Below are 12,008 nucleotides of genomic sequence, written 5' to 3' on the forward strand. Positions count from 1 at the left end.
TATTTTTTTATTTTATTATTTTAATTAAAAATATTGATGTTACTTCGTTTAGTGTGTTTTTATTCAAAATTTTAAAATAGGGGGTTTTATATGTTATTAACAAATTATAAAAAAAGTTTTCTTGATTTTTTAAATGATGATTTTGATTTTATCAGTTCTAGATGCATTCAAGATGTTCCAGTAAATATTAAGGACGAAGGTAAATCATTCATTCTTGAAGCATATTTGCCAGGAATAAAAAAAGAGGACGTGGCAATTTCAATTAAAAATGATTATTTGACAATAAGTTATGAAAGTAAGCAGACAGAAGAAGAGCAGGATGATAAATATTTAAGAGTAGAGAGAAGGGATATTTCTTTTTCAAGAAGTTTTAGATTATCTGGGAATATTGATCAAAATAAGATCAGATCAGAATTAAAAAATGGTGTTTTGATTATTGAACTTGCAAAAAAAGATGAAGTTGTTCAAAAAAGTCAAGAAAAAAAGATTGCAATTGAATAAATTTTATGAATCTTGAATAGAGATAAGGATGTATCTTATGTATCCGGCATCCTTATCTTTTTTGATCTTCAATTTTTAAGTTGATTTCTCTTAGCTGTTCATTTGAAATTCTAGAAGGGGATTTGTCAAGGGGGCTAGCTGCAAATGAATTTTTTGGAAAAAGTATTACATCTTTTATTGAGCTTGAATGTGTCATTAGCATTAAGAGTCGATCAATTCCAATTGCTATTCCACCATGAATAGGGGCTCCATATTCTAATGCTTTTAAAAAGAATCCAAATCTTTCTTCTGCTATTGTTTCTTTAAATCCTACTATGTTAAAAATTCTTTGTTGAAGTTCTCTTGTGTGTATTCTAATTGAACCTGAACCAAGTTCCATTCCGTTTAATAAAAGGTCATAAACTTCTCCTAAGACTTTACTTGGATTGCTCTCTAAGATATTAATATATTTTTGTTGAGGTAGTGAGAACATGTGATGAGCTGCTTGATAGCTTTTTGTTTCTTCATCGTATTCAAATAGAGGGAAATCATAAATCCATGCAAACTCAAATGTATTCTTTTGAATTAGATTAAGTTCAGTTGCAATTTTAATTCTCACTTGTCCCATGGATTTACAAGCAATTTCCCATGAATCAGCTATAAAAAACATTATATCATTGTTTTCAAGTGAATAAGTTTCAATTAAAGTTTGTTTTGTTTCATTTAAAAATTTAGCGATACCACCTTGAAATTCATTATTTTCCATTTTTGCAAAATAAAGACTATGGGCTTTGTAAATTTTAGCATGTTCTTCTAAATTATTGATTTTGCTTCTTGAGAAAATATGAGCTTGATTTTTAACAATAATTGCTTTTATTGTACCTTTATTCTTTAATGTATCTTGAAATACATTAAATGAGGATTGTTTAAAATGTTGACTCATATCGTTTATTAGTAATTCATACCTAGTATCTGGTTTGTCACTTCCATATGTATTTATTGCATATTCATATGTCATTCTTTTAAATTTTTTTGGTAGAGTGATATTTAATGTCTTTTTAAAGATGGTAGACATAAGGTTTTCCATTAGTTTAAATACATTTTCTTTTGTGATAAAACTCATTTCTAGGTCAAGTTGTGTAAATTCTGGTTGTCTATCCCCTCTTGAATCTTCGTCTCTGTAGCATCTGGCTATTTGAAAGTATTTGTCAAATCCTGCTATCATTGTAAGTTGTTTATAAAGCTGTGGTGATTGCGGTAGTGCGTAAAAGTGCCCTTTATGTATTCTTGATGGCACAAGAAAATCTCTTGCACCTTCTGGTGTTGATTTTACAAATGTTGGAGTTTCTAATTCTAGGAAGTCTTTTTGTATTAAATAATTTCTAATGATATGTATTACTTTACTTCTTAATATTATTTTTTGTTTTTGCTCTTCACGTCTTAAATCTAAATATCTGTATTCAAGTCTTGAGTTATCACTTGCGTTATTATTATCCTCAATCATAAAGGGTAGTTCATTACATGTTGATATTATATCTATATTTTCTGCTAATATTTCAAATGAGCCTGTGTTCATTTTTGTATTTGCAAGTTCTAGGGGCCTTAGTTCTAATGTTCCTTGAACTTTAATGCAATATTCCATTTTTATTTGAGATGTTATTTTTAAAAGATTTTCATCATTTACAATTACTTGTGCTTCGTCATATCTGTCTCTAAGGTTAATAAAGGTAACTTTTCCATGATGTCTTATTTTTTTGACCCAGGCATTTATTTCGATTCTTTTGTTTACAAGTTTATAACTTATTTGATTACACTTAATGGTTTTAAACATAACTTTATCCTACTATTATATTATAAATTTCTTTATCAGTTTTAGCTTTAAGCATTGCTTTTTTATTAGAGTCAACCTTTCTTACAATAGATGATAGAATGCGCGGATAATTAACGTATTCTTTTGCTGGGTATAGTATTAATATAAATATATGGCTTAGATTTTTATTAATTGCATTAAAATCAACTCCATTGTGACTTATTCCAATAGCAATATGCATTTTTTTGATTAAATTAGTTTTTAAATGAGGTATTGCAAATCCTTCTTTAAGCGCTGTAGTTATTAACTTTTCTCTTTCCATTAAATCTTGTAATATTATTTCTTTATCAATTTCGACTTTTATTACATCGAGTAATTCTCTTAACACTTCAATTTTATTTTTTGCTTTTAATTCTAAAATAATATTTTCCTTTTTAATTCGTTTATTAAGATTAATGTTGCTACTTATTTTGTCGTAATTTATTGAATAATCTAATTTTTGTGCATTTAAAGAAGCAGTTTTAACTTCTTTAGTCATTTTTTCTATATTTAAAATGGTTTCTCTAAATAAATCTTGTATTATGATTAAGTGTTTTTTGGGGCATTCAAATGTAATTTTAGTTCCTTCTCTTTTTATTGATAATGAAATATCATTGCGTCTTGCATTGATATATTGTGAGAAGTCATTTTTTATTTGTTGAGTAAAGAATCCTTCATTTCTTATTTCATTTTTTAATTCCCATACAAGTATTTTTGTTAGGTTATCATATTTAAATGATACTGTAATTTGGGTATTTTGTTCTGTTTTCATTTCTTTTTTTAAGCCATTTTTATTTATTCGAAATAACATGTTTATTATTGGTGTTGCTATTATTGTTGGCAGGAAAACTATAATTATTATTATACCAAATATTTTTTGACTTATAAATTCAGAAGAAAGTGCTACGTTGGCAATGATTAATGAGATTTCTCCTCTTGGAACCATTCCAAAAGCTATTCTTAGTGCACCTAATTTGTTAAACCCTAAAAAATATGATGGAATAAAACAAAATATGATTTTTGTTGCTATAGCTATGAAACTAAGCATAATTCCAAGCATTAAGACTTCTTTTGATAATATCACATTAATGTCAGCCATAAGTCCTATTGACGTAAAAAATACTGGTATAAAAAACCGTTCAAATATTGTTAATTTATCTTGAATTACACATACAATATCTGTTTTTGACATAGCAAGGCCAAATATATAAGCTCCAATTACAAATGACATTCCTAAATTTTGGAAAAAGCTTGAAACAATAAGGGTTAAAGCAATAGTTATTACAGTTGCTAAAGTAACACTATTAAAGCTTTTAAGCAATTTTGAAATTGGTTCTGATAGCAGGATTAATGCAAATGTTAGACAAAACCAAATTAGTATGTTTTTAATTGTAGCTGTGATTGAGATTGTAATGTCAAGATCTGAGAGTGAACGTGATATTGTTATTACGCTTGTTAGCATAATCATTGAGAGTACATCATCAATTATTGAGGTTGATATTATTGTTACCCCTTCTGATGTACTCATTTTTTTTTTAGCTGAGAGTATGCTTGCAGCAATTCCTGCTGAGGAAGGTGTTGCTATTATACCTATAAAAAGAGATGTAGGACTAATTAATGGCACATCAAATAAAATAGTAGATATTAGTGCAAAACTTGTAAAAGTACCAATTACTTCTGTTATTCCTATTAGTCCCCCACGTGGTAAGAATTTTAGGAATAATTTTAAATCGGTTTCAAGACCTGCCATAAAGAGTAAAATGATTGATGCTATTGTTGATATTGCAAATATTTCTTCATTGATTAGATAATTGTCACCTATACTGATAATGCCTAGTGGAAATAGTAAAGGCATTTTAATCTTTCCAAGAAATGTTGGACTTAGTAGAATGCCTGTTGTTATTTGTCCTATTACTTTTGGAATTCCAAATTTTCCTACTAAGTTGCCAAGCAGATTAGCTAATATTACAATAACTGCTAAACTCATTATGAAAGAAGAAATTTTAGTTTCAACATTATGGCTTGTGTCTTTCATGTAGTCTGTAACCCCAAATAAAAGGATAGGATTTAGTGCAAATAATATTTTATAAAAGATTTTTTTATTCATTCTTGAATCTCTTTTTTAAAGTTTGCCATTAATAATTTATTATTAATGATTTCAATTTCTTTTTTTTCATTTACTATAATTTTTATTTTTTCTTTTTTAATAACTCTAAGCATTATAATCTCAACTACATATTTGATGTTAGCTTTTTGTTCATTTTTTATAAATAACTTTATACCGAAAAACAGATATTTACTTGTAAATTTTGAAAGAATGCTTGATGGTTGTACGTTAATACTTTCTTTATTGGCTATTTTAATTATCATTGTTTGCATTTATTTTTACTTGTTGTTTGTTATTTGTTTCTTTTTTATCTTTTTCCTTGTTTGCTGTATTATGTAATCTGTCTATTATACATTCTATTAAGGCATATAATTCTTTACCTTCTTCTGTAATATGTATTATCTTTCCCCAATTAAAGTGCAGATGAGCATTTATGTCAAAACTATCATTTTCTTTTTTTATTGTGATCTTTAGACTCTCTGAGTTGTTTTTGATATGTTCCCCAAGTTTTTCTAATTTTTTTACAATAAAATTTTTTGTATTGTTACTTAAATGGTAATTAATAGCTTGTATTTTAAGTTCCATACATTTCTCCTTTAAAGTTTGATTGATTCCCACATTTATTTACAATTTTTCTTGAAATTTTTCTTTAGGTTTTAGTATAGCAGAAATTTGATTATCTGCAATCTTCTTGTTTTGCTCTAAGATTACCTTTAATACTAATTTAATACTTTTAATTTAAAAATTTGTTTTATTTTAATAGCATCACTGACTGATTTAAATAGTTTTTAATTGAGTTTATTTTCAATCACATTTGAAATATTTGTTTTTATTGTTCTTGATATAGTTGATTTTGATATATTTGATTTTATTAGGTATGTGTCAATCAGCTTTATTAGTTTTAGTTTTTTAAATCTTTTTTGTAATATACATATATTGATTTTCCTATTTTGGTAATTGTTTCACCTTTTTATATTAGGGATTCAATTTTTTGATAAAAGACTTTTTAGATTAATAGATGTTGTGTGTCTCTAAAAATATTTGTTTGATTTTACTTGAAAATATTAATTGTTTTTTATTTGGTGTTATACAAATTTTATCAAATTTTTTTTGCTAGAACTTAAAATTTTTGTTGTATTAATTTGTATTATTTTAAATTTTTTGTATTAGTTTGAAGTGTTGTTTTTACATATTTATACAATAATGTAGAGTATTCCACTTGATATGATTAGTATTGTAGGAGTGACATTTTTGTAAACTAATAAAGTTATTATATTTAGTCCTATAAGTGCAAGGGTTTTTAAAAATTCTGTGTTACTAAAGTTTGGTTGTAAAAATATGCTTTTAAATAAAATAATTGTAGTTATGATCCATAATGCTATAATTATGGGTCTTAGGTTCTTAAGGTAATAATTGAAGAATTTTATTTTCTGCAGCACTGATGTTATAAGAATGATAATTAATATTGGGGCAGATATTAGTGCTATTGTGGCAATTATTGACCCAGTAATTCCAGCTACTTTTGTACCAACATATGATGCTACGTTAGTGGCAATGGGTCCAGGAGTAATTCTAGACATTGTAATTAGATTAATAAATTCTTCTTTTGTGAGCCATTCCTTATTATTAACAATTTCTTTATTAATAATTGTTGTAATTCCGTTTCCTCCGCCAAAGTTTAGAATTCCTATTTTAAAAAATATAATGAATAAACTTATTAAAATCAAATTTATACCTTTCTTAATAAAATTTTTTCTTTATTTTGTATGTTATAGAACATATTAATAGGAATAATAGCAGTATATATGATAAGTCTACATTAAATTGATATAGTACATATGTTATTAATAAACATGTGATCCATTGTTTTATGGATTTATTTAGCATTTTTTTTGAGAATTCGAATATGAGCATGGACATTGTAATAGCTGATGATATTTTTGCACCTTTGATGAATTTTTGGAAGTAAATATTATTTGAATCTAACTTTGCATAAAGTGCTATTATGGTAATTATAATTATTGATGGCAATATTCCAGCAATAGTAAGTAAAATTGCGCCTTTAAATCCTTTAAGTTTTTTACCAATTAAGAATACAAAATTGACTGCTGTTACTCCAGGGATTACATTTGATGTTGCAAGTATTTTATTGAACTCCTCATCAGATATTAATTTTTTTTTATTTACAATTATTTTTTTAAGTTCAGATATGATTAATAATCCCCCGCCAATTGTTAGTGTTGTGATCTTAAAGACAATGTAGCATAATGTCAATAATTCATGTAATTCTTCTTTTTTTTTATTCATATACTTATTGTCCAAATTGTCCAAGTTTTAATATTTTTGTTAATTTAAAATTAAAATTAATTAAATTTTACCATAAGTGGTTCTTTATTATTAATGAGCATTGATACTTTTATGTGTGAACTTTTGATTTTGATATTCATTTGTCTTGTAAAATTATATTTTTCTATTGTTTTTTTATGTTATAATCTAATGACTTATGAATGGTCAACCAAGAGCATTAGATGTATTAAAAGAGATATTTGTTTTTCAGGGATATGTTGATAAAATTTTTGAAACGATATTGGTTTATGGGTTAAAATTTTTATTAGCACTGTTAATATGGTGTATTTTGAGATTTTTAGTTAAAAAATTAGCTAAGCTCTTTTTGAAAGCTTTTGAAAAATCCAAGCTAGAAACAAAGTTAGATTCTACTGTTCTTAATTTTTTTAGATCATTTTTTCAAGTGACTACAGATATGGTATTAATTTTGATGATTTTACCTTATCTTGGTGTTTCTACAGCTTCTATTTTTGCTATATTTGGGTCTTTGGGTCTTGCAATTGGATTTGCTGCTCAAGGGATTTTATCCAATTTTGTTAGCGGATTTATTGTGCTTAATGCCAATTTTTTTAAAATTGGTGATTATATTAGCTGTGATGATTTTGAAGGAGAAGTAAATAATATTCAGATATTTTTTACTACACTTAAGACCGTGGATGGTAAAATTATTAAGGTTCCAAATAGTAAGTTTACAAATACATCAGTTACTAATTTTTCTGCAAATTCTACAAGGAGGATTTCATTTGACTTTCAAGTTCCTTATGATACAGATATTGGGTTACTTAAAGTCAAAATACAAAATTTAGCATTTTCCTTTAATAAGGAACAATATGGTATTGATGAACCTAGTATTGTTGTAAAAGAATATACGCCTCATTACATAGTCATGCAAGTAAGATGTTTTGTAAAGACTGAATTTTTTTGGGATTTTAAATATTTCATGGCAGAAAATATTAAATGTGTTTTATTTGACATGGGAATAAAATTGCCTATTAAAATCATAGATTGTATTAAATTTTATTAATTTTTTGGCTTTTAATTATTTCAAAGTAATACTGTTCAATCTGATCTATAACAAATGAAATTGAAAAAATAGTTGATGTTTTTTCTGTATTTTTTTTTAAAGTTCGTAATTTTTCATCATTCTCTATTAGTTCTTTCATATATTTGTATATGTCTTCATAATTGTCTATTAAGAATCCATTTTTTCCTTGATGTATTATATCCTTATATATTATGTCATTGGCAAGTATTGCAGGTATTCCAGAACTTAAAGCTTCGATTATTGTCATTGGATATACCTCACTTATTGATAGACTTGCAAATACATCAGAAATTTTATAATAATAGTACATTTCTTCCCATGGTATTGGTCCAGTTAGTATGATTTGTTTTTCAATCTTATATTGCTTTCTTAAATGTTGTATTTGAATTGATTCTTTTCCTTTTCCTATGAGTAGTAGCTTGCAGTGTTTATTTTCAATAAGAAGTTTTTTTAGATGTTCTACTAGCAGAGATACATTTTTTTCTTTATTGATTCTTCCAACAAAGATTATGATTTTATCATTGTTGCTGATTCCATGTTTATTTAAAATTTCTTGTTTTTTTTCTTGACTTAGTTCCTTGATAAAAAGTTCCCTATCTACTCCATTTGGTATTATTTTATAGTCGGCATTTTTTGCAAGATTAAAATATTTATCATATGTTTTAATTGATGGATAAATAAAATGGTGGATTTGATCATAAAATTTTTTCATTATTTTGTCTGGATTAATGAAGCATTTTAAAAATTTGATATAATGCAAATAGTGATCCCACATTGTATGATTGGTATGAACGATTGGAATATTGTATTGTTTTGATATCTTTTTTCCAAGATTTCCCATAATGAATTCTGAATGTGTATGAATTATTTCAGGCTTATATTCTTTTATAATTTTATTTATTTGTCTTGTATTTGGAAGTGCTATTTTAGCATCTACTTTTTTATTTAGGTTAATTGATAAACTTCTATAAACACAGTTTTCTTTTAAATCTGTTTTTTGAGATTGTGTACAAAAAATGTAAACGGTATGACCTTTTTTTTCAAGGCCAGCCTTGATTTGTTTGATAGACGTTGATACTCCATTATTATCTGGAACATACGTATCTGTAAACATTGCAATTTTCATGCTTTTATCCTTACATTTTAAGTATAACATAATATTATTTTTAGTATAAAATATTTTAAATGAATGAAATTTATTTATTATTAGGTAAAGAACATGGATTAAAGGAAGCTTATTTAAATGATATTTTGAGTAAGTTAGGTGTTGATAATAAATGCGTTATCAAGCTTTTTATGTCAGAATTATCATCAATAGAACTTTATGAATTATTTTTAACTAATTCTTTTTTTAATAAAAGGGAAGTCTTTATTATTTATGAGGCTGAAAATTTAAAGAATAAAAAAGATTTAGAGTTAATTTATAGTGTAATCTTAAAACCTTTAAATAAAGTTATTATTTTTATTTCTGAGGAAAATTCGATCAATTTTGATCTTAAAGATTCTTTGAAGGTGGTTAAAAAAACTTTTTATGAATTATCTGATGCTGATAAATTTTTATTTGTAAAAAAAAGTTTTTTTAAACTTGGAATTAAAATTACAGATAAAGCAATAAATTTAATGCTTTTTATGTTAGATACAGATACTAAGATTTTGGAGTTTTATATTAATTCCTTTGCTCTTCTTATTAAAGATAGAACTATTGATGAGCATGATGTGAATTCTTGGCTTAGTTTTATGCGTCCTGAAAATCCTTTTTCCTTGTTTGAGTCAATTTTGAAAAAAGATATGGAGAGTTCTTTATTAAAAGTTAAATCTATTCTAGATCAAGGAGAAGATTTGATTAGTATTTTAATGAATCTTGGTTGGCAGTTTAAAAAATTTTTGAAAGTGAAAATAGATTGCGAAAATTTTAATAGTATTTCATCTGTACTTAAAAAGTATAAGGTATTTGCTTCACTAGAGAAAACTTATAAGATAGGGCTTCAAAATTATTCAATTATTGATATCAAATTTATTTTGAAAATTTTGCATAAATTTGATTTATATGCAAGAATCTATGGTAAAAATATGCATTTAAATTTATCATATTTTATGGTATCAATCTTATTGACTCAAGATGACACTTTGATTAATAGTTTTTTTTGTAAATTTAAGTATACCTTTTAAAGTATCTGCTTTTGGTCTTGAATTGAATTTAAAATTATTAAAAATGAAAGAATATATTACTTATTTATTGAAATAAATTTAAATTTGATTTTAATCATATTTTATGACTGATTGTTTTTCAAATTTTGATTTTCTAAGAAATCTTTTATTTTTTTTGCTGTTTTGATATTTGTATTTACCTTGCTTGCTATTTCATCTTCACTTAAAAGAGAGATATCTTTTTGTGTGCCAAGCATTTTTAAAATGGTTTTGGATTTTTGTTCTCCAATTCCTTTGATCTTACTGTAATTCAATTTTATATTGCTTCGTAACTTTTTATTAAAACCATTTGCTCTTCTGTGAGCCTCATCTCTAACGTTTTGTAATATTTTAAGAGCAGAATTTCCCTCAGGAAGTTTAATACCTTGTGTTTTATTTGGTAAAAATATCATTTCTTCTTTTTTTGCTAGTGCACAAATAGCAACTTTATCTTTAATTCTTAATTTTTTTAAAATATCATAAGCGGCATTTAATTGCCCTTTCCCTCCATCTATTAGTACTAGATCGGGCAATTCTTCTGATTTTTCATTAATAAGTTTTGAATATCTTCTTGATACAACTTCTTTTATTGCCTTAAAGTCGTCAATTTCACCATGATTTAATGAGTTGATCTTATAAACTCTATAACCATCTTTAAAAGGTTTGCCCATTTTAAAGGTAATAAGTGATGCTACTGTATTGTATCCATTAAGATGAGCAACATCAAATCCTTCAATTGTCTTTGGTAATTTTGTCATCTCAAGGATGATCTTTAGGTTTTCTAGTGATTGATTTTGTTCATTACTATATTCTCTTAGTGCGATTTCTGCATTAGAAATTGCCATTTCCATTATTTTTGTAGTGTTTGGAGTTTCTTCGTGAACTATATCAGGTTTTATATCTTTAAATTCATTAATCAATTTTATTATATTTTCAGTTTCGATCTTTTTAAAGATATAGATCTTATCAGGTACTATCATGTTTAGAGATGTATAGTATTGTGTTATAAATATTGATATTAACTCACCCTCGTCATATATACTTTTATCGAAATTTATGTCTTTTTCTACTAATTTTCCGTCTCTGTATTTAAGTATTACAATAACATTTAGGTTATCTGTCTTATGAATATATACATAGTCTGTACTAATTTTATTCATTCTTGTAATTATTTGTGTTTGACTTATTTCCATTAATGATTTTTTAGTTTCTTTTAACTTTATTGCTGTTTCAAAATCTTCTTTTTTAATTACTGCTTGCATTTGTATTTCAATTTCATCTAAAAGTTTGGATATATTACCATTTAATATATGTTTTATTTTTTCTACTTCTTTTTTGTATTCTTCTTCAAGATCTTCTCTGTGACATACTCCAAGGCATTGATTCATATGAAAATAAAAACAGGGATTTTTTGATTTTTTTTTGCATTTTCTAGTTTTAAATATTTTGTTGATGAGGTCTAATACTAAATCTAAATTTTTTGTATTAACATATGGTCCAAAATATTCGCTTCCGTCATTTATTATTTTTCTAGTTTTAAAGATTCTTGGGTACTTTTCACAAGTTATCCTTATCATAGGATATCCTTTGTCATCTTTTAACTTAATATTGTAATCTGGCTTGTATTTTTTAATTAAGTTACATTCTAATAATAAAGCTTCATATTCACTATTTGTAGTAATTATTTCTATATTTGCTACATTGTTCATTAGTATTTTTGTTTTATGGCTAATTCTTTCTATAAAATAGTTTTTTACTCTTGCTCTTAAGTTTTTTGCTTTTCCTATGTATAATATTTTATTATTTTGTGAATACATCTTGTAACAGCCACTTGTTGTTGGAAATTCTTGTACTTTATTATATAACTTGTTTAAGTATTCTTGCATTCTATGTCTATTACTTGCCTTTAGATAATCATTTTATTTTTGTGCTATAATACTAAATTATATTTGAATTATTGTATATTTTTAGTTTTTTATGTTAAAAAAGATAAA

General features: G+C 25.5%; 11 protein-coding genes. 3 read left to right on the forward strand and 8 right to left on the reverse strand.

The features are described from left to right. The first annotated feature begins 90 nt into the window (after window positions 1-90). Window positions 91-501 (forward strand): Hsp20/alpha crystallin family protein, encoded by a 411-nt coding sequence (locus tag K5563_RS02215; protein ID WP_221037376.1) that lies wholly within the window; start codon window positions 91-93, stop codon window positions 499-501. A 52-nt stretch (window positions 502-553) separates the two neighbouring features. Here K5563_RS02215 and aspS read toward each other — a convergent pair whose 3' ends face one another. The 6 genes from aspS to K5563_RS02245 form a co-directional block, all read right to left on the reverse strand. Then, window positions 554-2,311 carry an aspartate--tRNA ligase gene (gene aspS / locus K5563_RS02220; protein ID WP_221037377.1) on the reverse strand — a complete coding sequence of 586 codons (1,758 nt, stop codon included), beginning with the start codon at window positions 2,309-2,311 and terminating at the stop codon, window positions 554-556. Between the two features lie 4 nt (window positions 2,312-2,315). Then, complete coding sequence (locus tag K5563_RS02225) at window positions 2,316-4,436, reverse strand: cation:proton antiporter (protein ID WP_221037378.1); 2,121 nt, start codon at window positions 4,434-4,436, stop codon at window positions 2,316-2,318. Next, window positions 4,433-4,699, reverse strand: a complete 267-nt coding sequence (locus K5563_RS02230) for an HPr family phosphocarrier protein (protein WP_255571074.1) — start codon at window positions 4,697-4,699, stop codon at window positions 4,433-4,435. Before K5563_RS02230 ends, K5563_RS02225 begins: the two co-directional genes overlap by 4 nt. Next, on the reverse strand, window positions 4,689-5,021 hold the full coding sequence (locus tag K5563_RS02235; RefSeq protein ID WP_221037380.1) for an HPF/RaiA family ribosome-associated protein: 333 nt from the start codon (window positions 5,019-5,021) through the stop codon (window positions 4,689-4,691). Before K5563_RS02235 ends, K5563_RS02230 begins: the two co-directional genes overlap by 11 nt. A gap of 608 nt (window positions 5,022-5,629) precedes the next feature. Continuing rightward, entirely contained in the window at window positions 5,630-6,163 is a 534-nt protein-coding gene (locus K5563_RS02240; RefSeq protein WP_221037381.1) for a chromate transporter, read from the reverse strand. Between the two features lie 13 nt (window positions 6,164-6,176). Continuing rightward, window positions 6,177-6,743 carry a chromate transporter gene (locus K5563_RS02245; RefSeq protein ID WP_221037382.1) on the reverse strand — a complete coding sequence of 189 codons (567 nt, stop codon included), beginning with the start codon at window positions 6,741-6,743 and terminating at the stop codon, window positions 6,177-6,179. A gap of 196 nt (window positions 6,744-6,939) precedes the next feature. Between K5563_RS02245 and K5563_RS02250 the strand changes: the two genes are divergently transcribed. After that, window positions 6,940-7,806, forward strand: a complete 867-nt coding sequence (locus K5563_RS02250; RefSeq protein WP_221037383.1) for a mechanosensitive ion channel family protein — start codon at window positions 6,940-6,942, stop codon at window positions 7,804-7,806. On the opposite strand, the gene K5563_RS02255 is transcribed toward K5563_RS02250, so the two are convergent. Then, window positions 7,793-8,953: a glycosyltransferase gene (locus K5563_RS02255; RefSeq protein WP_221037384.1), complete on the reverse strand. Its 1,161-nt coding sequence runs from the start codon at window positions 8,951-8,953 to the stop codon at window positions 7,793-7,795. The two genes, K5563_RS02250 and K5563_RS02255, sit on opposite strands and share 14 nt — an antisense overlap. A gap of 59 nt (window positions 8,954-9,012) precedes the next feature. Between K5563_RS02255 and holA the strand changes: the two genes are divergently transcribed. After that, window positions 9,013-9,996: a DNA polymerase III subunit delta gene (holA, locus tag K5563_RS02260; RefSeq protein WP_221037385.1), complete on the forward strand. Its 984-nt coding sequence runs from the start codon at window positions 9,013-9,015 to the stop codon at window positions 9,994-9,996. A 101-nt stretch (window positions 9,997-10,097) separates the two neighbouring features. Here the strand turns inward: holA and uvrC are convergent, their stop codons facing one another. Further along, window positions 10,098-11,900 carry an excinuclease ABC subunit UvrC gene (gene uvrC / locus K5563_RS02265; protein WP_221037386.1) on the reverse strand — a complete coding sequence of 601 codons (1,803 nt, stop codon included), beginning with the start codon at window positions 11,898-11,900 and terminating at the stop codon, window positions 10,098-10,100. Window positions 11,901-12,008 lie beyond the last annotated feature (108 nt).

The organism is Borrelia sp. HM, assembly GCF_019669085.1.
Lineage (GTDB): Bacteria > Spirochaetota > Spirochaetia > Borreliales > Borreliaceae > Borrelia.

Bases quoted from the DNA above. Each gene is read 5' to 3' on its own strand.
- aspS (WP_221037377.1), bottom strand. From the start codon at position 2,311: ATGTTTAAAACCATTAAGTGTAATCAAATAAGTTATAAACTTGTAAAC.
- K5563_RS02255 (WP_221037384.1), bottom strand. From the start codon at position 8,953: ATGAAAATTGCAATGTTTACAGATACGTATGTTCCAGATAATAATGGA.
- uvrC (WP_221037386.1), bottom strand. From the start codon at position 11,900: ATGCAAGAATACTTAAACAAGTTATATAATAAAGTACAAGAATTTCCA.
- K5563_RS02225 (WP_221037378.1), bottom strand. From the start codon at position 4,436: ATGAATAAAAAAATCTTTTATAAAATATTATTTGCACTAAATCCTATC.
- K5563_RS02215 (WP_221037376.1), top strand. From the start codon at position 91: ATGTTATTAACAAATTATAAAAAAAGTTTTCTTGATTTTTTAAATGAT.
- holA (WP_221037385.1), top strand. From the start codon at position 9,013: ATGAATGAAATTTATTTATTATTAGGTAAAGAACATGGATTAAAGGAA.
- K5563_RS02230 (WP_255571074.1), bottom strand. From the start codon at position 4,699: ATGATAATTAAAATAGCCAATAAAGAAAGTATTAACGTACAACCATCA.
- K5563_RS02235 (WP_221037380.1), bottom strand. From the start codon at position 5,021: ATGGAACTTAAAATACAAGCTATTAATTACCATTTAAGTAACAATACA.
- K5563_RS02250 (WP_221037383.1), top strand. From the start codon at position 6,940: ATGAATGGTCAACCAAGAGCATTAGATGTATTAAAAGAGATATTTGTT.
- K5563_RS02245 (WP_221037382.1), bottom strand. From the start codon at position 6,743: ATGAATAAAAAAAAAGAAGAATTACATGAATTATTGACATTATGCTAC.